This window comes from Promicromonospora sp. NPDC023805 (genome assembly GCF_040639635.1).
Lineage (GTDB): Bacteria > Actinomycetota > Actinomycetes > Actinomycetales > Cellulomonadaceae > Promicromonospora.
Map to the genome: position 1 here is coordinate 1 of NZ_JBFAAH010000001.1, position 23,258 is coordinate 23,258.

At 70.6% G+C, this 23,258-nt stretch carries 23 protein-coding genes; 13 read left to right on the top strand and 10 right to left on the bottom strand.

Annotation, left to right across the window (positions count from 1 at the left end):
- A partial coding sequence (locus AB0F70_RS00005) for an ATP-binding cassette domain-containing protein (RefSeq protein ID WP_357442207.1) occupies positions 1-248 on the bottom strand: 248 nt, incomplete at its 3' end.
- 111 nt (positions 249-359) lie between these two features.
- Here AB0F70_RS00005 and AB0F70_RS00010 point away from each other — a divergent pair.
- A complete protein-coding gene (locus tag AB0F70_RS00010; RefSeq protein WP_357442210.1) occupies positions 360-1,010 on the top strand; it encodes a hypothetical protein in 651 nt (216 codons plus the stop codon).
- Positions 1,011-1,040: 30 nt separating this feature from the next.
- Here the strand turns inward: AB0F70_RS00010 and AB0F70_RS00015 are convergent, their stop codons facing one another.
- A complete protein-coding gene (locus AB0F70_RS00015) occupies positions 1,041-1,967 on the bottom strand; it encodes an alpha/beta hydrolase (RefSeq protein ID WP_357442212.1) in 927 nt (308 codons plus the stop codon).
- Positions 1,954-2,544 carry a GNAT family N-acetyltransferase gene (locus AB0F70_RS00020; RefSeq protein ID WP_357442214.1) on the bottom strand — a complete coding sequence of 197 codons (591 nt, stop codon included), beginning with the start codon at positions 2,542-2,544 and terminating at the stop codon, positions 1,954-1,956. The genes AB0F70_RS00015 and AB0F70_RS00020 overlap by 14 nt, the downstream gene beginning before the upstream one ends.
- 80 nt (positions 2,545-2,624) lie before the next feature.
- Between AB0F70_RS00020 and AB0F70_RS00025 the strand changes: the two genes are divergently transcribed.
- On the top strand, positions 2,625-3,548 hold the full coding sequence (locus AB0F70_RS00025; RefSeq protein ID WP_357442216.1) for an aminoglycoside phosphotransferase family protein: 924 nt from the start codon (positions 2,625-2,627) through the stop codon (positions 3,546-3,548).
- 44 nt (positions 3,549-3,592) lie between these two features.
- On the opposite strand, the gene AB0F70_RS00030 is transcribed toward AB0F70_RS00025, so the two are convergent.
- Positions 3,593-5,302 (bottom strand): glycoside hydrolase, encoded by a 1,710-nt coding sequence (locus AB0F70_RS00030; protein WP_357442218.1) that lies wholly within the window; start codon positions 5,300-5,302, stop codon positions 3,593-3,595.
- A 72-nt stretch (positions 5,303-5,374) separates the two neighbouring features.
- On the opposite strand from AB0F70_RS00030, the gene AB0F70_RS00035 reads away from it, so the two are divergent.
- From AB0F70_RS00035 to AB0F70_RS00045, 3 genes are all read left to right on the top strand, one after another.
- Complete coding sequence (locus AB0F70_RS00035; protein ID WP_357442220.1) at positions 5,375-6,052, top strand: GntR family transcriptional regulator; 678 nt, start codon at positions 5,375-5,377, stop codon at positions 6,050-6,052.
- Positions 6,053-6,101: 49 nt separating this feature from the next.
- Complete coding sequence (locus AB0F70_RS00040) at positions 6,102-7,055, top strand: DUF389 domain-containing protein (RefSeq protein WP_357443526.1); 954 nt, start codon at positions 6,102-6,104, stop codon at positions 7,053-7,055.
- Between the two features lie 94 nt (positions 7,056-7,149).
- The gene (locus AB0F70_RS00045) at positions 7,150-10,506 is read left to right on the top strand and encodes a S8 family serine peptidase (RefSeq protein ID WP_357442222.1); all 3,357 of its coding nucleotides are present in this window, start codon (positions 7,150-7,152) and stop codon (positions 10,504-10,506) included.
- Between the two features lie 95 nt (positions 10,507-10,601).
- On the opposite strand, the gene AB0F70_RS00050 is transcribed toward AB0F70_RS00045, so the two are convergent.
- The gene (locus AB0F70_RS00050) at positions 10,602-10,922 is read right to left on the bottom strand and encodes a hypothetical protein (RefSeq protein ID WP_357442224.1); all 321 of its coding nucleotides are present in this window, start codon (positions 10,920-10,922) and stop codon (positions 10,602-10,604) included.
- The gene (locus AB0F70_RS00055) at positions 10,919-11,692 is read right to left on the bottom strand and encodes an HAD hydrolase family protein (protein WP_357442226.1); all 774 of its coding nucleotides are present in this window, start codon (positions 11,690-11,692) and stop codon (positions 10,919-10,921) included. Before AB0F70_RS00055 ends, AB0F70_RS00050 begins: the two co-directional genes overlap by 4 nt.
- Positions 11,693-12,101: 409 nt before the next feature.
- Here AB0F70_RS00055 and AB0F70_RS00060 point away from each other — a divergent pair, with 409 nt between their 5' ends.
- Genes AB0F70_RS00060 through AB0F70_RS00070 form a run of 3 tightly spaced genes read left to right on the top strand, consistent with a single transcriptional unit; the run spans position 12,102 to position 13,610 of the window.
- Complete coding sequence (locus tag AB0F70_RS00060) at positions 12,102-12,293, top strand: hypothetical protein (protein ID WP_357442228.1); 192 nt, start codon at positions 12,102-12,104, stop codon at positions 12,291-12,293.
- Positions 12,277-12,804 (top strand): DUF6879 family protein, encoded by a 528-nt coding sequence (locus AB0F70_RS00065; protein WP_357442230.1) that lies wholly within the window; start codon positions 12,277-12,279, stop codon positions 12,802-12,804. Before AB0F70_RS00060 ends, AB0F70_RS00065 begins: the two co-directional genes overlap by 17 nt.
- A complete protein-coding gene (locus AB0F70_RS00070) occupies positions 12,801-13,610 on the top strand; it encodes a helix-turn-helix transcriptional regulator (RefSeq protein WP_357442232.1) in 810 nt (269 codons plus the stop codon). Before AB0F70_RS00065 ends, AB0F70_RS00070 begins: the two co-directional genes overlap by 4 nt.
- A 70-nt stretch (positions 13,611-13,680) precedes the next feature.
- Here AB0F70_RS00070 and AB0F70_RS00075 read toward each other — a convergent pair whose 3' ends face one another.
- The 3 genes from AB0F70_RS00075 to AB0F70_RS00085 all read right to left on the bottom strand — a co-directional run bounded on the left by AB0F70_RS00075 (position 13,681) and on the right by AB0F70_RS00085 (position 17,272).
- Positions 13,681-14,202, bottom strand: a complete 522-nt coding sequence (locus AB0F70_RS00075; RefSeq protein ID WP_357442234.1) for a DUF6879 family protein — start codon at positions 14,200-14,202, stop codon at positions 13,681-13,683.
- A gap of 234 nt (positions 14,203-14,436) precedes the next feature.
- Positions 14,437-15,978, bottom strand: coding sequence for an alkaline phosphatase D family protein (locus AB0F70_RS00080; RefSeq protein WP_357442236.1), 1,542 nt, complete (start codon positions 15,976-15,978; stop codon positions 14,437-14,439).
- A gap of 82 nt (positions 15,979-16,060) precedes the next feature.
- A complete protein-coding gene (locus AB0F70_RS00085; RefSeq protein WP_357442238.1) occupies positions 16,061-17,272 on the bottom strand; it encodes an MFS transporter in 1,212 nt (403 codons plus the stop codon).
- A gap of 68 nt (positions 17,273-17,340) precedes the next feature.
- Between AB0F70_RS00085 and AB0F70_RS00090 the strand changes: the two genes are divergently transcribed.
- From AB0F70_RS00090 to AB0F70_RS00100, 3 genes are read left to right on the top strand one after another with little or no spacing between them, the layout of a single operon-like run.
- Positions 17,341-18,435, top strand: a complete 1,095-nt coding sequence (locus AB0F70_RS00090; protein WP_357442240.1) for a LacI family DNA-binding transcriptional regulator — start codon at positions 17,341-17,343, stop codon at positions 18,433-18,435.
- Positions 18,436-18,444: 9 nt separating this feature from the next.
- The gene (locus AB0F70_RS00095; protein WP_357442242.1) at positions 18,445-19,113 is read left to right on the top strand and encodes a response regulator transcription factor; all 669 of its coding nucleotides are present in this window, start codon (positions 18,445-18,447) and stop codon (positions 19,111-19,113) included.
- Entirely contained in the window at positions 19,110-20,393 is a 1,284-nt protein-coding gene (locus AB0F70_RS00100) for a HAMP domain-containing sensor histidine kinase (protein ID WP_357442244.1), read from the top strand. Before AB0F70_RS00095 ends, AB0F70_RS00100 begins: the two co-directional genes overlap by 4 nt.
- Here the strand turns inward: AB0F70_RS00100 and AB0F70_RS00105 are convergent.
- Positions 20,356-20,886: an SgcJ/EcaC family oxidoreductase gene (locus tag AB0F70_RS00105; RefSeq protein WP_357442246.1), complete on the bottom strand. Its 531-nt coding sequence runs from the start codon at positions 20,884-20,886 to the stop codon at positions 20,356-20,358. The genes AB0F70_RS00100 and AB0F70_RS00105 overlap by 38 nt on opposite strands.
- 199 nt (positions 20,887-21,085) lie before the next feature.
- Between AB0F70_RS00105 and AB0F70_RS00110 the strand changes: the two genes are divergently transcribed.
- Entirely contained in the window at positions 21,086-22,471 is a 1,386-nt protein-coding gene (locus AB0F70_RS00110; RefSeq protein ID WP_357442248.1) for an extracellular solute-binding protein, read from the top strand.
- 14 nt (positions 22,472-22,485) lie between these two features.
- Positions 22,486-23,196: an alpha/beta hydrolase gene (locus AB0F70_RS00115; RefSeq protein WP_357442250.1), complete on the top strand. Its 711-nt coding sequence runs from the start codon at positions 22,486-22,488 to the stop codon at positions 23,194-23,196.
- Positions 23,197-23,258: the final 62 nt, after the last annotated feature.

The window sequence follows — 23,258 nt, forward strand, 5'->3', positions numbered from 1 at the left end:
CCCGTGATCTCCGTGTCACCCAGGAACGCCTGACCACTGGTCGCGGAGTCCAGACCCGCCAGCAGGTGCATCAGCGTCGACTTCCCCGAACCCGACGGGCCCATGATCGCCGTGAACCGGCCCTGCTCGAAGTCCACATCGACACCGTCCAGGGCTTGCACGGTGGCCTCGCCCTTGCCATAGGTCTTGGTCAGTGAGCGTGCGCGCACAGCGGGTGAGGCCCCGGTCGCATTAACGGTGAAGTCCATGGAAGCGACGCTACGGAGCGACGCCCCCGCACCGCATCCGGCCCTGGTCTGGTCCTGCCGCGGCGGTGGTCATACCCAGGTCGTACGGGCCGCCCGCGCTACGGTCTCCGCATGCCTCTGTCAGCCGAAGCCGGACCGTCGCCCGTCACCGCGGACGACCTCGACCACGCCGTCCAGCTCGCGATCGCCACTCTTCGCGAGGCACCCGCAGCAGCCTGGGACACGGCGGCCGGGTCGCTGGAGTGGACCTGCTGGGAGACCGTCGAGCACCTCAACGACGACCTCTTCGCCTATGCCGCCCAGCTCGGCCCCAGGACACCGCCGTCGGACGGCAACATTCCCTTCGTCTGGGAGAGCCGGCGGCCCGGCGGCCCCGCGAACGCCATCCACGTGGACCGGACGGCGGGACCAGCCGGGCTCTTGCTGGTGCTGGAGGCGACCGGTGCGCTGCTGGTCGCGATGGTGCGCACGACGCCGACGACGGTCCGCGCCCATCACGGCTACGGCGCGTCGGATCCGGAAGGGTTCGCCGCGATGGGGATCGTCGAGACGCTGGTGCACACCCACGACCTGGCCGCCGGCCTCGGCCTCGTCTGGGACCCGCCCGCCGACCTGTGCTCCAGGGTGCTCGCCCGGCTGTTTCCCGACGCACCGAGCACGACGGAGCCCTGGCCCACTCTCCTGTGGGCCACGGGACGCGGTGACCTCCCGGACCGGCAGCGACTCACGACCTGGCGCTGGTACGGCGCGCCCCGCGACTGATCGGGACCGACGTCAACGCGCTTCGCGGCGCTACGCGGTAGAGGTGCCGGATGCCGGCGTGGGCTCAGCCACCAGGAGTCGGGTCTGCTGCGCGACGGTCCTCCAGGACGCGGGCGGCAGGTCGTGTCCGACACCGGGAAGGATGGTGAGTCTCGCCCCAGGGATCGCGTGCGCGACGTCGCGGGAGGCCGACGTCCTCATGATCGGGTCGTCCTCGCCGTGCAGCGCAAGGGTCGGCGCCGCGACCTCGCGCAGCCGCGGGCCGTTCCACTTGGCGCCCAGCTGCCGGTTCCGCGCGTCGTCGTCGCGTGCGCCCGCGCCGAGCTCACGTTCGGCCAGTGCGCGTGCCTCGTCCTCGCCGACGGGGTTCGCCGGCGAAGCGATTCCCCTGATGATGGCCATGGATGCCGCGATGTCCCCGTCTCGCCCTTCCGGGAATCTTGTCGTGGCGAGCTTCGCGAGCAGCCCGAACCGTATGTAGCGCAAGAGGCCGAGCCCGGACGTGTCGCTCGGCGGGGCGCCGTTCGAAACGATCGCGAGGGTCCGCCGGGGGTGGCGCAGGGCAAAGCGCTGCGCCACCGCACCGCCCATGGACGAGCCGAACACCACAGCGCGCTCCCAACCGACGGCGTCGAGCACGGCAGCGGCGTCGTCCACGAGCTCCTCGCAGGTGTAGGCCACGGTGTCGTTCCCGAGCAGCGTCGCCCACGGCCCTCGCCGTGCGGTCTGGCTGAACCGGGTGGACTCCCCCGAGTCGCGCTGGTCGTACCTGATCACGTCGAAGCCCTCGTCCGCGAAGGCCCGGCACAGCCCGTCCCGCCACCAGAACCTGGACATCGCGAGCCCCATCACGAGCAGCAGAGGCGTGCCCCCGCCCTGCCCGAACCGGTCATAGGCGAGCTCTACGTCTCCATTGCGGGCGTACGCGGTCTGCGACCAGCCCTCACGATCGGTCATACGAGTCATCCTGCCCGCTCCGGAGGTCGCGCACCATCTCGTGGTTGATGCCGTCGACCATCTCGACCCGCACGCCGGTGTCGACGTACCCGCACTTGCGGTAGGCGCCCTGGGCGCGGAGATTCTGCTCGTTGACGTGGAGCCGCACCTGCGGGACGCCGATACCCCGGAGCCAGGCCTCCGTCTCCGACATCACCGCTTGCAGGATGCCGCCGCCACGGTGGCCGGGACGCACGTAGACGGCCACGACGGCGGCGCGCAGGTGCGGGCTCGTCTCGCCGATGTAGTCGGGCTCGCCCGGCGCCGTCACCAGCGCGGTCGCTGTGCCGGCGAGGTCGCCGCGCTCGTCGACCGCGACGAGCTGCGCCGCCGTTGTGCCGGAGGAGGCGGTCCGGGTCCGCTCCTGCCAGTAGCCATCCGGTCGCAGCACGGCGACCTCGATCCTGTCGAGGTAGGCCAGGTGGGCGATCGGGTCACGCAGCGCTTCGAGCCGCAGCTCGCGCAGGCTCCGCCACTCCTCGGCGCGGACCCGGCGCACGGTGAACGACCTCAACGTTTCACGTTCCTCGACAGTCATGGCGCAATCGTCGCAGCGTCGGTGCCGCCGTCACAGCGAAAAACATTGGCCCGGAACACGTCCGTCCCGATACTTGTGCGATGCCCTTAGCGCCGCTCCCCGCGTCCGTACGTCAGCGGGCCCTCGACTGGCACGGCGACCAGGGCCGGGCCTGGGTCGACGCGCTCCCCGCGACGGTCAGCCGCCTCGCCGCGACGTGGGACCTGCACCCCGCCGGAGCTCCCTTCACCGGCGGCACCACCACCGCCTACGTGCTGCCGGTCGACCGGGCCGACGGCACCCCCGCGGTGCTCAAGCTGGATCTGCAGGACGTGGAGAACCGGTCCGAACCGACCGCCCTGCGCGCCTACGACGGCGACGGCGCGGTGCGCCTCCTGGAGTACGACCCCGGCTCCGGCGCGATGCTCCTCGAGTGCGCCCGACCCGGGACGGCCCTGCTCGCCCGCCAGTTCCCGGGTCTGAGCGCGCACGACGCCGCCCGTGAGCGCTTCGCGATCGCCTGCGACCTCTTCCGCAGGCTCTGGCGCGTCCCGGTCCCCGCCGTCGGCTACCCCGAGATTCCCAGGGCTGTCGATCTCCTCAAGGGCTGGGCCGAGTACTTCGACGAGACCGCAGGCCGAGCGCCCGACGTCGCCGACGAGCTCAAGCTCGGTGTGCGCCTGTGCGACGCACTGGCCGGTGCCGACGAGGTCGGGATCGCCAACCGCGACAACCACCTGAGCAATGTCGTCTCGTCCGTGCGTGAGCCGTGGCTGCTGATCGACCCCAAGCCGGTGCTGGCCGAACGTGCCTTCGACGGCGGGTACTTCCTGTTCCAGCAACAGCTCCACGGACCGATCGGCGGCACCGAGCTGCTGCACGCCGTGGCCGACGGCCTGGGCGCGGACCTCGAACGCGTCCGGGCCTGGGCCATGCTGCAGGCGGTCGCACACCTCGCCGACGCCGGCAGCGCCGCCGAACGCGAAGCAGGCAGCGGCGTCCTCCGCGCCATAGAGCGCGCCTGAGCCGCCCGGCTCCCCCGGTCCCCGGGTCCGGCGTCGGCCCCGATCTACGGCCCTACCGGCTCCAGGACCAGCAGCGAGACCGACGGCAGCGGCAGGCTGACGGTCAGCTCCAGAGCCGACGACGACACCTCGACGCGCCGCGCCGGCTCGAGCTCCTCGACGCCCTGGCGGGCCTTGACCGCCGCGAGCTGCTCCTCGGTGGGTACCTGCGGTGACCCGGCCGCCACCCACGCCGTATGAGAGTTGCTGTGCGCGACGTCGATCCGGTGGTGGCTGAGCGTGTAGGCGTCCGCGTCGAGACCGGTCAGGTCGAGCGTGACGGCAGCGTCGACGTCGTCCTGCTGGTACTGGTCGTCGGTGTGCCGCCAGACGAGCACCGCTATGGTGCCCGACGCCGACCGCGAGGCAAGTGCGTCGATCTCCTCCGGCATGCTGCGGCCCTCGGACTGGTCCAGGAGCGTGACGGCGTGCGCGGCGTCCGAGACCGCGTCGATCCGCCGCTCGCCGAGCCGGCCGAGCAGCCGGTAGGCGTTCAGGAACGGCTTCTCGATGCCGCCAGCCGTGAGGAACGACCGCGTCCCCTCGAAGAACCGCTCCCCCTCGAAGTAGAAGCTCCAGGAGGTGGCCTGCTCGACCTGGACGGCCTCGGTCTCGTTGAGGTCGAGGATCTTCTTCATCAGCTTGACCTGGAACACCGGGTAGTACTCGGTGTTCTGGAACTGGAAGTTGGCGTTGTCGTACACGCTGAAGTGGGCGGGGACGCCCGCGTCGCACTCGTCCACGATGGCGGGCAGTCCGCGGTACTCGTCGAACTCCGCGACCACCCGGAGCATCCGGCGGATCTCGAAGAGCATCTTGTGCGCCGACGGGTTCTGCCGCTCCGGCGCCGCACCCCCGGTCGGGCCGTAGACCCGCCACGGCGTGAACGCTGAACCCTTGGTGTGGAAGGAGACGAAGTCGACGGGGTCCTGCTGGTCGCGGGTGTGCTGGAGGAAGCCGCGCAGGAAGCCGTCGCCACCGCCCGTCACCGCCGGCCCGCCGACCTTGGCGCCCGGCAGCACGCCGCGGACCGCGCGCGCCGTGACCGAGTAGAGCTCGTAGAACTCCTCGGGCGTGCCGCGCCAGTAGTCGATGTCCGGCTCGTTCCACAGCTCCCAGAGCCAGGTGCTCACCTCCTGCTCGCCGTACCGCTCGAGGCAGTGCTGCGCATGCGCGGCGACGAGGTCGCCCCAGCGGGCGTAGTCCTTGGGCGGATAGGCCCAGGCACCGGCCTCGTAGCTGCTGTACACGGTGGGGCTCGGCACGACCGTGAGCTCCGCCGCGGCGTCGGGCAGCATGTCCCGTGGCGTGAAGGCCAGCTCGACGAGCACGTGGTGGCCCGCCTCGACTATGGCGTCGTAGGTCTGGTCAACGATCGTGAAGTCGTAGCTCGGGACGCCGTCGGCGTCCTCGTGGTAGACGTTCCCGTTGCCCCAGTGCGGGAGGCCGAAGCCGGTCCCGGAGCAGAACACGTAGTGCGGACGCACGTGGAAGCCGCGGTCCGTCAGCTCGCCGAAGCTGTTCAACAGCCGGCGGCCGGTCGGGGTGTAGGTCCAGTTGATCTCGTCGTAGCCGATGCTCTCCCAGATCCGGGCCAGGGCTCCCCGGTCGGCTCCGGCATCCACCCGGACGCGGGCCCGCCGCACGTGCGGCGCGCTCGGGTCGCTGGGTGCCGAGCTCGGGAAGGTCACGTCGCTGCCGGTACCAGGGTTCACGTCGGTGACGCTAGAGAGCGTTGCGGTAGATTGTCAACAACTAACAGTCTGTCATCGGCAGGAGACCAGCAGATGGACCCGCTCGGGACCGCACCACGAGCCACCCTCGCCGACTACGTCGTCGGCGTGATCCGGGATCAGATCGCCACCGGGAAGCTGCGCCCGGGCGCGCACCTGCGCGAGACCGAGCTCGCGGTGGCCCTCGACGTGAGCCGCGGGCCGATCCGGGAGGCCTTCGCCGTCCTCGAGGCGGAGGGCCAGGTGGAGATCCGCAGGCATCGCGGCGCGTTCGTGAGCGTGCTGACCCAGCAGGACGTCGACGAGGTGCACAGCCTGCGCGCCGCGATCGAGGCGCTCGCCGCGGAACGGGCGGCCACCCGGTTGACCAGCGAGCACTTCGCCGAGATGGACCGCATCCTGCATGCCATGAAGGCGGCCTCCGGATCCATCGAGCCGCAGGAGGCGGTCCGCCTGGACCTCGCCTTCCACGACGTCATCTACGACGCCGCCGACCACGCCCGCCTGCGCCGGGTCTGGACCTCGATCCGCAGCCAGGTCGCGTTCTTCCTGCACACCCGGAACGCGAACTTCCCGGACTTCCCCATCGTCGGACACGCCGAGCACCAGGAGCTCCGGACAGTGCTCGGTGCGGGCGATCCCGCGCGAGCCCGCACGGCCGTCGAGGAGCACATGGCGGGTTCCTACGCGCGGTTGAGCCAGCTGGAGCTGCCGTCGACCGAGGACGAGTGAGCCGAGAAGTGCGCGGAGTGCCGTTTCACCCGGCTACTGTTTCGGCGTGATGCAACACCTCCGCGTGGTCAGCCCGCCCGCGACCACCCCGGACGTCCTCGACCTCTTGCGGTCCAGCCCCGCCGCGACCAACGTCATGGTGCTCCACGGATGCGCCGTCGACCCCCCGGGCGACGTCGTCATGGCCGACGTCGCGCGCGAGGCGCTCACTCCCGTGCTGGAGCGCCTGACCGACCTGGGCCTGGACCGCGAAGGATCCATCGCCGTCGAGTCCGTCGACACCTCCCTCTCGCACCACGCCCGGCGCGCGGGGGACGCCGCACCCGGGCTCCCGGAGGACGCGCTCGTCTGGCACGAGGTCGTGGACCGCACCGAATCGGAGTCACGCACCTCGCTGGGCTACCTCGCGCTCATGGCCCTGGCCACCACCATCGGCATGATCGGCGTCCTGTTCGACCAGCCGATCCTCGTGGTCGGTGCCATGGTGGTCGGCCCCGACTTCGGGCCGCTGGCCGCGATCTCGGTAGGGCTGGTCGGAGGGCGCTGGCGCACGGTCCGACGGGCGGTGGCCACGCTCGCCGCCGGGTTCGGCGCCGGGTTCGTGGCGTCGGTGGTCATGGCTCTGCTGCTGCAGGCGTGGGGCCTTGCCGACCAGTCCACCCTGCTGGCCGACCGGCCCCAGACGTCGTTCATCTGGGCGCCGGACACCCTGAGCTGGATCGTCGGCTTCCTGGCCGGGGCGGCGGGCATGATCTCGCTCACCTCCGGCCGGTCCGGCGTCCTGGTGGGCGTGCTCATCTCCGTGACGACGGTCCCGGCGGTGGGGAACGCGGCGGTCGCGCTCGCCTACGGCGTCGGCAGGGAGGCGACCGGCTCGCTGGCCCAGTTCGCCATCAACGTCGCGATGATCGTTGCCGGGGCCGTGGTGTGCCTCCTGATCCAGCGCACGTGGTGGCGGTTCCAGCGGAGGTCCGCGCCCCTCCGCACCCCAGCGGGACTCTGATTCCGCAGGTCAAGCAACCCATCGCAGGGTCTCGCGCGTCTGGTAACCGTGGCGCCGCACAGGCGGCGCGCTCGACCCGGACGGGAGCAACCCGATGCGTAAGAGAGCAAGTGCAGCAGCGGTCGCGATGGCGATCGCACTGGGCGGGGGGACGTGGGCGACCGCGTCCGTCCCGCAGGACACCCCGGCACCACATCATGAGCAGGAGCCTCCGACAGCCGCGGCGCAGGGTCGTCCCGCGACGGTCACACTGCTGACCGGCGACGTCGTCACGGTGCTGACCGCACCGGACGGCTCCGTCACGGCGACGGTGCAGCCCGGCGCGGGCCGTGCGCACATGGCCTTCTTCCAGCAGCGTGAGGGAGAGCATCTCTACGTCATCCCGCGCGACGTCGCGCAGCTCGTCCCCAGCCGCCTGGACCGCGCGCTGTTCGACGTGGCCGGCCTGGTCAAGGCCGGGTACGACGACGCGTCGCGCGACACCCTGCCCGTGATCGTCCAGGCTGCCGCGACGGCCGGTGCGAGGTCGGCGGCGGCGGCCAAGCAGAACTGGGCAGCGTCGGGCATCACACCCGACCGGAAGCTCGAGTCCGTTGACGCGGTGGCCGACGTCCTGCCGAAGGGCCGGGCCGCGAAGCTGCTCGGCGCGCTCGCGCCGTCCGACACCGGGGCCTCCGCCAAGAAGGCAGGCAGCGGCAGCGTCGGATACGTCTGGCTGGACCAGCCGGTCCGGGCGTCGGACGCCGACTCCAGCCCGCAGATCGGCGCCCCCGAGGCGTGGGAGGCCGGGTTCACGGGTGCGGGCGTCACGGTCGCCGTGCTCGACTCCGGCATCGACGCGACCCACCCCGACCTGGACGAGGTGGTCGTCGGCGAACGCGACTTCTCCGGCAAGGGCAACGTGGTCGACGGCGACGGCCACGGCACGCACGTCGCCTCCATCCTGGCCGGATCGGGCGACGCGTCCGACGGCGTCAACCGGGGCGTGGCCCCGGACGCCGACCTCTTGGTGGGCAAGGTGCTCGACGACGACGGTTACGGCGAGCTGTCCGGCGTCATCGAGGGCATGGAGTGGGCGGCCGCCGAGGGCGCCGACGTCGTGAACCTGTCGCTGGGCAGCCTGTACTTCGACGTCCCGTCCCCGGACGCCGTCGCGGTGGACCAGCTCACCGAGCAGTACGGCACGCTGTTCGTCGTCGCCGCCGGCAACGACGGCGACATGGGCGAGGGCACCGTGGGCTCGCCCGGTATCGCCGAGAAGGCCCTCACGGTGGGCGCCGTCGACGACGCGGACGACGTCACCGTCTACTCCAGCCGCGGTGGCTCCGCCGCCGGCCTGCTCAAGCCGGACGTCGTCGCCCCGGGTGACGGGATCGTCGCCGCACGGGCCGCGGGAACCACGGAGGGCGACGTCGTCGACGACCTGCACGTCGCGCTGAGCGGCACCTCCATGGCCACCCCGCACGTCGCGGGCGCGGCGGCGGTGCTCAAGCAGGCCCGGCCGGACCTCTCCGCCACGGCGCTCAAGTCCGCGCTGATGGGTTCGGCAGTGTCGACCGGCGCCGACGTCTGGGCCGAGGGCGCGGGGCGCATCACCGTTCCCGGCGCCATCGCACAGCGGGTCACGGCCACGCCGTCGGTCTCGTTCGGCACCTTCGCCTGGCCGCACGACGGCGAGACGGCTGCCCGCACCGTGACGTACACGAACGCGGGTTCCGACGACGTCACGCTCGCCCTCACGAGCGACGTCACCGACTCGAAGGGCGCCGACGTCGCCGACGCCCTCACCCTGTCGGCGGACTCCGTCATCGTGCCGGCGGGCGGGACCGCGACGGTCGACGCGACCGCGGCCGACGGCCCGGGCGCGATCGGCGCCGTCGGCGGCACGCTCGTCGCTACCGGGACGGACGGCACCACCGTGCGCACGCCCGTCGGCTGGGCCAAGGAGCGCGAGTACGTGAACCTCACGGTGCGCGCCGTCGACCGGGCGGGCGAGCCCGTCACCGCCGACACCTGGGGCGCCGCGATCAAGCTGGACGTCGAGAACGGCGGTCTCTTCGGCACCAACCTCTTCTTCGAGGACGGAGTCGCGACTGCGCGCGTCATCCCCGGCATCTACAGCCCCGTGGCATTCATCGAGACGTTCGGCGATGACGGCACGGTGACCGACGCGCTGTTCCTGTCCAGCGGTGAGGTCGACGCAACTGCCGACGCCGAGGTGCTCCTGGACGGCACGACCGCGCGGGAGGTCACGACCTCCACACACCGTCCGGCCGAGCTGGCGAGCCTGGGCCTCTCCGTGGAGACCGAGGACTCGGCGGAGGTCTTCTCCGCGGGGGTCAACGTGATGTATGAGCCGGGGACGAACCTCGCCCTGACCCCGGTGCCCGCGGCCAAGCACGGCGACTACGACACCATCATCCAGGCGACACTGCTGCCGCCCACCTCGGGCGACGAGGCGGCGCCCTACCGTTACGACCTCGCCCACCACAGCGAGGGCGTGGAGGTGCCGGCACTGCGGGGCGACCGTCGCACGACCGTCGCAGTCGAAACGTCCTACGGCGCGTCGGTCGGCGACACCCACCTCGCGCGGCGGCTGTACTGGGAGCCGGGCACCATCATCGCCGGCGGTGCGATCGAACCGGTCCCCGTCGGAACGCGGCGCACCGAGTACCTGACGGCGCTGCCGGGCAGGTGGTACCTCGGGTCCGAGATCCAGGAGGACGGCGTGGGCGTGGTGCTCACCGAGGCCCTGCGACACGTCTGGAGCGAGCCGGGCCGCGCCCGGCAGGGGCTCGCAACGGGTGCGCTGGCCCCAGGCTTCTCGACGATCACGCCGGTCAGGCAGTCGGGCGTCGACCTCTGGTTCTCCCCGACGAGCCGGATCGACGACGACGGGGGCGTGCTGTGGGGTTCTGACGTCGGTGAGCGCCTGCGCGTCTGGCAGGACGGCGAGCTGATCGAGGACGTACCGGAGCCCTACTCGTTCCCCACCGTTCCCGACGGCGGCGCGGACTACCGGCTGCTGTACGAGAGCACGCCTGGTGAGCCCGCCTACCGGCTCGCCACCAGCGTCACCAGCGAGTGGAAGTTCCACGCGCGGTCCGACGTCGGTGACGACGTCAGCCCCCCGCTCCTCGACACCACGTGGGAGGTGCGCGGGATCGACCCGTCGGGCTCCGCACCGGCGACCACCCGGGTGCGGGTCTCCGCCGGTTACACCGACGGCGCGTACGACACGTCGACCGTCGAGGGCGCCCGCCTGTGGTGGTCGGCGGACGACGGCGCCACCTGGCACCGCGCCAAGGTGACCCGGACCGGTGACGGCACCTTCGTCGCGGCGGTCAGGGCGCCGGCCGGCGCCGAGCACGTCTCGCTCAAGCTCGAGGCGTGGGACGCGGCGGGCGCGTCGGTGGCCAAGACGGTCGTACGGGCGTACTCCGTCGACTGAGCCGAAGGTCGGGAGGGGGCCTGTGGCCGGAGACGGCTGCGGGCCCCCTCTTGGGGGTCTACGCGCTGAAGGGATCGCCGGGGTTCCCAACCGGGTCAGATCGCGATGCGGTAGACCGCGGCCATGGCGCCGTCGCTCCAGTGGAACGCGGGCATCGATGCTTCGCTGCACCGTCGGCCCCGTCGGGCGGGCTCGCTGGTGGGCACCCACTGGTAGGTGCGGCATGAGTCGTCGGTGGCCACGACCCGAAGGATTACCTCGCGTCCGCAGTTCACGCAGATCCCGTGCGGAGTGGGCGGCAACGTCTCCTTGGACGAGGGCAAGGACGGGGACGCAGGTCTGGGCTGGGTCACGGAGGTGAAGGCTTCGGAGGCGAAGTCCTCCTGGGCGTCGTGTCCGACGACGGTGGCGTTCACCGCACACCGGCCATCGAGCGCAGCACATCGACCACACCGTGTTCGGTGATGGTGCCGCACACCTGGTCGGCTGCTGCCTGGACCTCGGCCGGGGCGTTCCCCATCGCGACCGCGCGAGCCGCCCACTGGAACATCGGCAGGTCGTTGTGCCCGTCACCCACCGCAACGGTGTGCTCCGGGGCCACCCGCAGACGATGTCGGACGGCCTCCAGGCCGCTCGCTTTCGACAGACCAGCCGCGGTCAGGTCAAGCCAGTCACCCGGCTCTGTGGTGGAGCCCAGCGTGACGGTCACGTCGAACCAGCGCAGCTCGCGCGCCAGCCGTCCGACGCCGGGCGCGTGCACGACGGAGCGGGTGGTGGGCACAGCCCACAGATCGCTCGCGCGCCGAACGCGCTGCCTACCGTTGAGCAGCCCGTCCGGGAACGGGGCGTTGACCTCATACCCCTTGCCGAGGACCTCGGTCGCGAGCAGCGCGTCCGGGAACGCGTCGCTGGCCCGCCGCAACGCGGGACCGGCGTCGAACCGCACAGCGTCCTCGATGACCAGACGGCGCCCGCTGATCCGCACGGTCACCGCGCCGTTCGAGCAGATCACATGGCCCCGGCGCAGCCCGAGCCGCTTGATGATCGGCGCCACCCCGACCAGCGACCGTCCCGTCGCGATCACCAGGAGGTGGCCTGCTGCGAGAGTTCCCTGGACCGCTGCCACTGTGACGTCCGGGATGCGCCCGGAATGGGCGAGCGTGCCATCAACGTCGAGCGCAATCATGTGCGCTGTCCTCGTGTTCACAGCTTCCGCTGGTGCTGTTTCCATGCTGTCGGACCTCCCAGTAGTTGTCGGCTCTGAGAATGATCCTGATGGAATTTTTCAGCCAGCCCCACCCGCTTTCCTGTTCTCGCAAGAAGTCGGCCAAGATGCCGTTAAGAACGGTATTCGCGACTTCGCCAGACAGGGTGTCGGCCAACCTGGCAGCAGTTGCCGTAACATCCGGTATGTTCCTCGTGTGAGCTGCGTCAGTCAGGCCACACGACGCGGCCGGGCGCGACGCGCAGTGAACGGGCGATAGCCGGGGGCAGGCCCGGTTTCCTGTTGTGGAAAGAACCGGCACTTGCCTTGCGGTCTGACGGCCAGGAGCATGGACTGCGACAGGAAGCGGCTCGACAGAGGGGGTACCACTATGCAGGTCACGAAGCTGGTCAGCACCTGTGAGCTCGGGGATTGTCCGACGCTGTACGCCACCGACCGGGACACGATCCTGGTGCAGGGCGCCACTCCTGCTGATCATGGGTTGGCGCTACCGGCACACGAGACGGTCGTTGAGATCCCCATGGAACTGATCCGGAAGGCGATGAATGATCAGCTCATCTGACGACCTGACGAACCGCCTCAAGACTTTCGAGCGCGAAGCATTTCGCCTGGAGATTCTTGATCACTATGAAATCCCGTCGAGCGCCGAGAACTTCCGGGCTTTCCTGGCAGGGGACCCCAAGCCGGAGGGATATAACGCCGGGTGGCTGGACGCGGTGCGAAAGGCTACGCACAGCGGAAAGCGGATGTACCGGGTGCATATCCTGTCTCGTCCGCTCACCCCGTACCTGCGATACGAGTTGGGCTGGGGCTACCTGACGAACATGGAGGCCGGGGAAGAGTTCTTCATCCTCGACACCACGGAGCGAGAGAACCCTCTGGCGGACGCACCAGACTTCTGGCTGTTCGACGAGGAAGCCCCGGCCGTCATGAACTATGACGACGGTGGCACCTTCCTCGGCCCAACGTTCGTGCCGACCGCTCAGGCGGGGGATTTCGTCGCGCTCCGGGACACGGCCCTGGCACATGCTGTGCCGTTCACCGAGTGGTGGGCGAAGCACGGGGCCGAGTGAACCGAGGAGAGCTAGGCGCAGCGCTGCGGGCTCTACGGCAGGCTTCCGGCAAGGAGGCAAAGGCCGTAGCCCGCAGCGCTGTCATGTCCACCAGCAAGCTCAGCAAGATCGAGACCGGCCGCGCAGCGCCAAGCGTGATGGACGTGGAACGTATCCTCACGGCCCTTGGCGTCTCGGAGGAGGTCAAGGCTGAATACATGGCTGTGGCCCGTGCGCAGGCCACGGAGGCGACGGCATGGCGGCTTTACCGGCGACTCGGGTTCCACCGCAAACAGGAGCAGATCAGGGCACTCGAAGAATCGATGACCCTGCTGCGCCTCTTCCAGCCCTCCTTGATCCCAGGACTGTTGCAGACACCGGAGTACGTCCGGGCAGTGCTGTCCAACACCGGCCTGGGAGAGGACACGCTCGATCGTACGGTCGCTGCCCGTATCGCCCGTCAGTCGATCCTGTACGAGACCGGCAAGGACCTGCGCTTCGTGATCACGGAAGCCGTGCTGCGCTGGCGCCTGCTGCCGCCGCTGATGATGGCTGGGCAACTGGGCAGGCTCGTCTCAGCTTCTCGTCTACCTGGCGTCGACATTCGTGTCGTGCCGCTGTCAGCCCCGCAGCGTGACGCTCAAGGGCACTCCTTCGTGATCCGGGACGACCGCTTGGTGACGGTGGAGACGACGCACGCCGAAGTGACGGTGACCGACGCCCGAGACGTCGCCCTCTACGTCGCGAAGTTCGAACGCTTCGCCGCCCTGGCACTGGCCGACGACGCCATGAGGACTTCGTCGAGAACATCAGGGATGACTTCCTAGCGGAGTGGCCGCCACAAGCGTGACATGGCGCACCGCTAGGTTGGCTCTACTCTGACCTAGCTCTTCCGGCTCAAACGTCAAGACCCTTCACGTACTCCTCGAAGGGCACCGACTCGGCGAGCGCGATCCTCTGATACTCAAGGAACGGAGAGACGTCACCCTCGAACATTTCACGGCCGATCTGAGTCCCGTCAGACTCATAGTGCATGAGCACGACCTCTGACCGGTCGAACATCCAAAAGTCCTGGGCGCCGGCCAACGGGTTCTCCCTGTCGGTCACGTCCATGATCCGGATGTCTTCACCTGCCCACGCGTGCGGCCGGTAGTACATGAACTCGTATCGCAGGTAGGCCGAGAGCGGACGCGTGACGACATGGACCCGCCCCTTGGACTTCCCCTCGGCGCGCACCCGTTTCAGGTCGTCGGTGTACTCGTTCGAGTATGCGTGCGGGTCGATACGCTCGCCCGCAAGGAACGCGCGCATCTCGTCGTCCTCCTGCGAGACGCGATATTCCGGCAGGGTCTCAAGACGCCATGCCTCGCTGCGGAAATCCAGAAACTTGGCACTCCAGGCCTCACCATCCAAGAGCACGCACGGCCTCCCTCAGCACAGATTCCGGGATCTCCACCAGCGCCTCGCCCGCCGGCGCCTGGCCCCTGGTGGGCCGGATGCTTCGACGGTACGAGCGTCAGTCCTTGGCGTCTATGCGACGGCGACAATATTCGCGTAGTCGGGTAAGGAACTTAGAGGTTCCCCGCACCTGGGCTCTGGCGGTACACCATCGCGGGCGAACACGAGCTCCAGCGTCGAGCACCTGCTGGCGGGTCAGCGCCTCGGGTCGAGGGTCGTGGCCCACAGCGAGCGCCCTGCCTGGTCGCGCAGGTCTACGCGAAGCTGTCCGGTGGCGCCGTCGACGTTGACCTCACCGAAGTGCTGGAAGCCCTCCAGCGGCGAGGTGTTGGCGCGCGGCGGGGAGCTGACGAACACCTGCTCCGGCCCGAACGTCGGGTCGAGCTTGTTCGGGCCGAACGCACCGGCGTGCAGCGGGCCGGAGACGAACTCCCAGAACGGGTCGAACCCCTCGAACGCGGCCCGCTCCGGCGCGTAGTGGATGGCGGCGGAGTAGTGCACGTCCGCGGTGAGCCAGACGGTGTTGTGCACCCGCCGTCGGCTGATCTCCTGCAGCACCCAGGCGAGCTCCGCCTCGCGCCCGTTCGGCACACCCGGCTGGCCGTTGGCCACGCCCTCGATCTTGTCGCCGTCGGGCACGGTGATACCGATCGGCATGTCCGAGGCGATGATCTTCCAGGTCGCGCGGGAGCGGTCCAGCGACTCCACGAGCCAGCGGGCCTGGCGGGCGCCGAGGATGCGTTCCGGCGTGGTGCCGGCCGAGTTCGGGTCGCGGTAGCTGCGCATGTCGATCACGAAGACGTCGAGCAGCGGGCCGTGGGACACCTTGCGGTACACACGGCCGTCGACGGCGTCCTGCTTGCGTACCGGCTGCCACTCGTGGAAGGCCTGGTACGCACGGGCGGCGAGGACGTCGGCGCGCTGCTCGGTGTAGCGGTCGTCGTTCAGGATCTCGCCGGGGTACCAGTTGTTCGTCACCTCGTGGTCGTCCCACTGCACGATCTGGGGGACCTTGGCGGCGAAGCGGCGCACGTTCTCGTCGAGCAGGTTGTAGGCGAACTGTCCGCGGTACTCGGTCAGCGTCTCGGCCACCTTGGACTTCTCCGGGGTGACGATGTTGCGCCAGACCCGCCCGTCGGGCAGCGTCACGGACTCCTGGAGCGGCCCGTCCGCATACACGGTGTCGCCGCTGTGCAGGAAGAAGTCGGGGTTGCGGGCGGCCATCGCGTCGTAGATCGTCATACCGCCGATGTCAGGGTTGATCCCCCACCCCTGGCCGACGACGTCCCCCGACCACACGAACCGCACGTCCCTGCGGTCCCTTGGCACGGTGCGGAACCGTCCGGTCAGTGCCTGGCTGTCGGCCCGGCCGTCCAGGTCCTGCGCGACGACGCGGTAGTGCACCTCCTGCCCCGCCGGCAGACCGATCAGCCGCACCTCACCGGTGCCGTCGGTCGCCGGCGTCAACAGCGGGCCACGGATCCGCACCGCACGCCGGAAGTCCGGATCGCGGGAGATCTCGATGAACATCCGGGACGGCCGGTCGACCCGTGTCCACACCACCGCCCCGTCCGTACGCGGATCGCCGAGCTGTACGCCGTGGGTCAGCGAGGGGCGGCCGGCCCGCGCGAAGGCGGGCGCGGCGAAGCCCGGTGCGGCCGGCAGCAGCAGTCCGGCGGCGGCGAGGCCGGTGGCACCGAGCAGGGTGCGTCGGTCGAGTTCGGGACCAGGGTTCATGCCCCCGTTCTAACCGCGCCGGAAGACGTCCTGGTAGCCACGGCCCGACCAACCGGTGAACCTACCTCGGCTACCGCGTCGCTCAGCCGCTGGTTGCGCTCCGGCGAGCGGGCCGGTCACGTCCGGCCCCGGCCGCGGAGCGTGAGCCTGGCGTGACCAGCGGCGTGAGCAGCAGGAGCAGTGCGCCGAGGCACGCGACGGCGAGCATCGCGCCACGCAGGCCTACCGCGTCGGACCAGAAGCCCACGTAGGACGGCCCGAGCAGGAACCCGAGATAGGCGACGGTGGACGCGGTCGAGGTGGCGCGGCCACGGTTGGCCTCGTCGACGCGGGACGACACGACGGACAGGATCATCGGGAACAGGACGGCGGTGCCTGCCGCCGCCAGCGCGATGCCCAGGGCGCTCACCGCCAGGTTGGGACCGAACGCGATGACCACGGCGCCGGCCGCAGCGGCCGTCGCGCCGGCCGCGATGGTCGGGCGGGCATACGTGGCGCTGATGTGTCCGGTGCTGAACCGGGTGATCGCCGCGGTGCCGGCGAAGACCGCCGGGGCCAACGTGCCGACCGCGGGGCTGGCGCCGAGCGCGTCGGTGGCGAAGACGGCGCTCCAGCTCTGGTGGGCGTTCTCGCTGGCGAAGGCCAGCGCGCCGAGCAGGCCCAGGCCGATCAGCGACAAGGTGGGCAAGGCGGGGAGCCGCGCGTCGACGTTCCCGGTGGAGATCGGCCGTGCGGGAACCGCGGCGCCGGGCCTGGCGGGAAGCACCCTCGCCATCAGCGCCGCGGCGAGGAGCGCGGCCACCGCGACGACGACGAACGGGGTCACGACCGGCGCCCCGGCACTCGTGAGCAGGCCGGTACCGAGGCTGGCGACCACGACGAACGACGAGAACACGCCGTGCACCCGGGTGATGAACGGGCGTCCTGCCTCACGTTCGGCGCGCCCCGCGACGGAGTTGATCGCGACATCCGCCGCGCCGGACGTGACGCCGATCAGGGCCAGCGCGAGCGACGCGCTGACCAGGTCCTTGGCGAGGAGCACGGCACCGGCACCCACCAGCCCCAGCGCGGCGATCGCGACGGCGGCCACGCGCAGACCCCACCGGTCGATCGCCCGACCGGTGAGCAGCATCGCGGGCAGCGCGCCGGCCCCGACGAACAGCAGGGCCACACCGAGCCCGGCGTGATCAAGCCCCGCCTGGACCCGGAACCCGGGGATCGACGCACCCCACGCACCCCAGAAGGCTCCGAAGGCGGCGAACGCGAGCGTTGCGGCAGCAGCCGTGGAAGGCACGGCCCGAAAGTGTCGTGACATCTGTGTAACGTTACACAATGCTGCCCTCCCCGCATAGACTGTTGCGTGTGAACAGCCACGCCTCGCGTCGAGCCACGCTGGCGCAGGTCGCTGAGCTCGCCGGCGTCTCGACGATGACGGCGTCCTACACGTTCGGCAGGCCGGAGCGGGTCTCCGCGGCCTCCCGGGAGAAGGTCCTCGCCGCTGCTCGGGCCCTGGGCTTCACGGCACCCGACCCGTCGGCCAGATCGCTGCGACGGGGCAGGTCGGGGGCGCTCGGCGTCGTGCTGGGCGAGCACCTGACGTACGCGTTCGACGACCCGCAGGCGACGGCCTTCATGGCGGGCGTGGCGGAGGTCTGCGCCGAGCAGGGACAGGCGATGACCATCCTGCCGGTCACCGATGCCACCGCGGACGTGGCGCGGATCAGCGCGGCGGCAGTGGACGGCTACGTGCTGTGGACGACGGAGGACGGCGCACCGGTGCTGGACGCCGCGATCGCGACCGGACGCCCCGTCGTCGTGCACAGCGGCCCGGCCGTCGCAGGAGCTCATGTCGTGGGGATCGACAACCGTGCGGCGGCCCGGGCTATCGGCCGCCTGGTCTTCGCGGGCGGCACGGTGCCGGCGGTGCTGAGCTTCCCCCTGACCGGTGCACGTGAGGCGGCCGTCGTCGCCGGTCCTGACCCGGACGATGCGACGTTTCCCGTCACGCGCGAGCGGTTGCTCGGCTTCCGGGACGCGGCGGGCGATGTCGGCGCCGACTGGGACGACGTGCTCGTAGCGGTGTGCTCGACGAACGACGCCCGCGAGGCCCGCGCCATGACGCAGGAGCTCATGTCGCGCGCCGACCGCCCGGACGCCCTCGCCACGATGAGCGACGAGCTCGCGTCCGGCGCCTTCCGCGCCATCGAGACCGCCGGGCTGCACGTGCCGAGCGACGTGGCACTCACCGGCTGGGACGACGCGGAGGCCGCGCGCGCCCAGGGCATCACCTCGGTGGCGCAGTCCATGCGCGAGCAGGGCGCGGCGTGCGCCCGGTATGCCCTCGCAGGCACCGGTGCCGATTTCACCGATCAGTGGCACATCGTCGAGCGTGCCTCCACCCACGCGACGACCACCGGTTCCGCGCGAGAGGCGGGCCGCAGGCCCGCGGAGGAATAGTGTTCGTGCGTGCAAGTGCTCCTGGTGGAAGACGACGAGTCGCTGGCGACATCGTTGCAACGCGGGCTCGTCCGGTACGGGTACGAGGTCGAATGGGTGGCGACCGGCGCCGCGGCGCTGCGGGCCGACCCGGGCGACGTCGTCCTGCTGGACCTGGGGCTGCCGGACACCGACGGGCTGGACGTGTGCAGGGCGCTGCGGGCACGCAGCGACGTACCCATCATCGTCATCAGCGCGCGCAGCGACGAGGTCGACCGGGTGGCGGGCCTGGAGCTCGGGGCTGACGACTACGTCTCCAAGCCGTTCGGGGTGCGGGAGGTGATCGCCCGGATCAGGGCGGTGATGCGGCGGGTGAACCCCGGTGGCGGCCCGGCCGGCGTCGGCCACTACGGCCGGGTCACGATCGACCGGAGAGCGGCGCGGGCGTTCCTCGACGGGGTAGAGGTGCCGCTGGCGCGCAAGGAGTACGAGCTCCTCGCCTTCCTGACCGAGCAGCCGGGCGCCCTCCTGACCCGGGAACGGATCATGGAGGTGGTCTGGGACCTGAACTGGTTCGGTCCCACGAAGACCCTCGACGTGCACACCTCCGCCCTGCGGCGGAAGTTCGCGGGTGCCCTGACCATCGAGTCCGTACGCGGCGTCGGCTACCGCCTGGTCGTCGAGGGCACCGAGCCATGACCCGGCGGCTGATCGTCAGCTACGTGGTCCTGATCGCGATAGCGCTCCTGGCCTTCAAGCTGCCGCTCTCGGTTCCCGTCGGCAACCACCTGCGGGACGACACCGAGGCGACCGTCCAGGGAGACGCCATGACGATGGCGCTGCTGCTGGCGGACGGCGACAAGGACGCGCGCGACGCGCTGGCCGAGACGATGTCAGCGTACGAGCGCGACACTCCCGGCGGTGTCGACGTCCTCGAGTCATGGAACGGCGGGGACGCCACTGCCGAGTGGACCGACGTCGAGCTGGTCGTGACCGTCCCGGCGAGGCCGAACGGCGCCGTACGGATCAGCTACCCGACCAGCGCGCTCCACGAACGGGTCCTGGACGTCTGGCAGCTGCGGGCCCTGCTCGCGATCGGGATCCTTGCGGTGACGGCGCTGCTCGGCGCGCTGGCGGTACGCCTGCTGACCAAGCCGCTGGGCGACCTGCAGACGATGGCCGGCCGACTCAGCGACGGCGACCTCGCGGCCCGCACCGCCGTCGCGGGCCCGCCGGAAACGCAGACGCTGGCGCTGGCCCTGAACTCCGCCGCCGAGCGCCTGGAGACTCTGGTCGCGGCCCAGCGGGTGTTCGTGGCCGACGCCTCCCACGAGCTTCGGACGCCGCTGACGGTGCTCCAGCTGTCGCTGGAGAACATCGCCGACGGCGTCGGCGACGCGGCCGTCCGGGACGACGTCGAGCGGGCGAGCCGGGAGGTGACCCGGATCAGCGGCCTGGTCAACGGGCTTCTCGTCCTGGCACGTGCCGAGGCCCGGACCGGCGGCACGCAACCGGTGCGCCTGGCGGAGCTGGTCCAGCAGCGGCTCGATCTCTGGCGTCTCGGGGGCGACGAACGCGACGTCGCGTTCCGGCTGACCGGAGCCTGGGACGCCGATCCGGTGGTCCTTGCGGGCCCCGGGCAGATCGAGCAGGTCCTGGACAACGTGCTCTCGAACGCGCTGAGCGTCTCGCCCGACGGGGCGGCCATCACCCTCGATGTACGGGCCGGTGCCGACGTCGTCGTGCTCGAGGTCCGCGACGAGGGCCCGGGCATGACCGCAGCGGAGAAGGATCGCGCGTTCGACCGGTTCTGGCGCGGGCCGGGCCATACGGGCAGGTCCGGCTCCGGGCTCGGCCTGGCGATCGTCAGACAGCTCGTCGCCGACGCCGGTGGGGACGTCGTGCTCGACGACGCCCCCACCGGCGGACTGAACGTACGGATCAGCTGGCGGCAGGCAGCAGCGACGAGTGGTGGTTGATGATCAGCCACTCGCCGTGCACCTTCTCGTACACGAAGGTGTAGCGCGCGTCCGCGAAGGTCTGCGTGCCGTCGTCGGCGGTGAAGGTGAACGTGTACAGGCCGGTGTCGATCGCCGTGTTCTTGTCGAGCACCTTGATGACGGACTGGGTCCGCTCGCCGCTCGGGTTCTTCGCGAGGAAGTGCTCGAAGTAGTCCACGAGCCCGGCGCGGTCCGTCCGGACCACGGGCGAGAGCGTGGGCAGCAGCACCGCGTCCGGGGCGTAGAGGTCGGCCACCTGCTCCGGGTCGCCGGTCTCGACCGCGGCGTTCCACCGGTCGAAGAGCGCGTCGATCTCGGCCTTGGTCGGCGTGCCGTGATGGGTCGCCGCCTGCGCGTGGCTGGCGGTCTGCGCGTTCTGCGGCGCAGCGGCCACGGCGGTGGCTACGGCCGGTCCACCAAATGCGGCGGCGGCCAGCACTGCCCCTGCGCCGATGACCAAAAGCTTCTTCATGGATGTCTCCCTGGCATTACGGACGTACCGGAGCCATCACTGTCGCAAGCCGCGGGTTAGCGGAGAGTGAGCGCCGATCAAGCCGGTGGACAGGGAGTACGGAACCCTGCGGCTCCGTCCACCTGCGGCTTCTACGGGTTGCCGCCCCTTCTCGCGGGCCGGATGCTTGACTCCGCCGACCGAAAGGCTCACCCCGCCGATGCCCGCACCACCAGCCGTCCGCCGCTCTGCTGCAGCAGCAATCACGAGTGCGTGCGTCCTGGCGCTGGCACTGACCGCGTGCGGCGCCCCCCGTTCGGGCGCAGGGGGCAGCGCCGACCGCGCGGGGCTGTCCCACGATGCGCACGACGCCGTCCTCCGGGAGGGCGGCGACCTGCTGGTCTGGGCATGGGAGCCCACGCTGGACAAGGTCGTCGAGGACTTCGAGGCCAAGTACCCCAACGTGAACGTCGAGATGGCGAACGTCGGAACGGGCAACGACCACTACGTCGCGCTGCAGAACGCGATCAGCGCCGGGTCCGGCGTACCCGACGTCACCCAGATGGAGTACTACGCACTGCCGCAGTTCTCCATCGCCGGCTCGCTGGCAGACCTGAGCGAGTTCGGTGCGGGTGATCTGAGCAGGTCCTTCTCGGCCGGCCCGTGGGGTGCCGTGACCGACACCGACGGCGCGACAGGTGACGAGGCCGTGTACGGCCTCCCGATGGACTCCGGTCCGATGGCCCTGTTCTACAACGCGAGGGTGTTCCAGGAGGCCGGCGTGACGGTGCCCACGACGTGGGAGGAGTTCGCCGCCGCCGCGGAGGCCATCCACGTGCACGACCCGGACACGTACATCACGTCGGACAGCGGCGACGCCGGGTTCGCGACGTCGATGATCTGGCAGGCCGGCGGTCACCCGTTCAAGGTCGACGGCACGAACGTCACCGTGGACCTGGCCGACGAGGGCTCCGCGCGGTTCGCGCGCATGTGGCAGCAGCTCATCGACCGTGGCCTGCTGGCCGACGTCCCCGCCTGGTCCGACGAGTGGTTCCAGGGCCTGGGCAACGGCGAGATCGCCGCGCTCGTGATGGGTGCGTGGATGCCCGCGAACCTCGAGACCGGTGCCGGCGCGGCGTCGGGCGACTGGCGCGTCGCCCGGATCCCCCAGTGGACCAAGGGGGCCTACCAGACCGCTGAGAACGGGGGCTCCGCGCTGGCGATCCCGGAAGGGAGCCAGAACAAGGAGCTGGCGTACGCCTTCCTCAAGTACGCGAACATCGGTGACGGCGTCACCACCCGCCTCAAGGCCGGTGCCTTCCCTGCCACGATGCGAGACCTGACCGATCCCGCCTTCCTCGCCGAGGAGCCCGAATTCTTCGGTGGGCAGCAGATCAACAAGATCCTGGCCGACTCATCCGCCCACGTCGTGCCCGGATGGCAGTACCTGCCCTATCAGGTGCACGCCAACAGCGTCTTTCCCGACACCGTCGGCCAGGCCTACACCGGCACGAGGACCCTTGCGGACGGGCACGAGGCCTGGCAGGAGTCGGTCATCCGGTACGGCAACGAGCAAGGGTTCAGCGTCACCGGCCCGGACGAATAATGGACTCCGCGATCGTGACGACACCTGACGGCACGCAACTCCATGTAGGCGTCTGCGGCGCCGGGCCGGACGTCGTCGTGCTGTCGGGCGGTCCAGGCTGCGTCCAGTACCTGGAGTCCGACGAGCTGGCTCCGCGGGGCTTCCGAGCCTGGTTCCCGGAACCCCGCGGCGTCGGCCGGTCCGGGGGCGGGCCGCACACGATGGCGGAGGCCGTGGCCGATCTCGAGGAGGTGCGCAGAGCAGCCGGCGTCGAACGGTGGACCGTACTCGGTCACTCCTGGGGCAGCGACCTCGCCGTCCGCTATGCGCTCGACCGTCCGGAGTCGGTGGTGCAGGTCGTCGGGATCGCCGGACACGGGCCGCACAAGGACCGCTCCTGGTCTGCGGTGTATGAGGCGGGAAGGGCCGCGGATCCGCGCCCCGACATCGCCTGGTCGGCCGAGGTCCACGCCGCGCTCCAGGAGTCGTTCCTCGACTGGATCCACGAGCCCGGCCTGTGGCGCGGCCTCGCCGACTCGCGGGTGCCGATGACCTTCCTGGCCGCAGGCGCGGACATCCGCCCGTCATGGCCGCTGGCGCAGCTCGGTGAGCTTGTCCCGGCCGGCCGCTTCGAGACGATTCCTGACGTCCCGCACGACTTCTGGCACACCCACCCCGAGCTGTGGGGCGAGGTGGTCACCGCAGCGTGCCGTCGGCACGAGATCGGTCCGTTGCACTCGTTGTAGTTCGAGATCGGTCGCTTGCTCTGAGATCGGTCCGTTGATTGACCGATCTCGGAGCAAGCGAC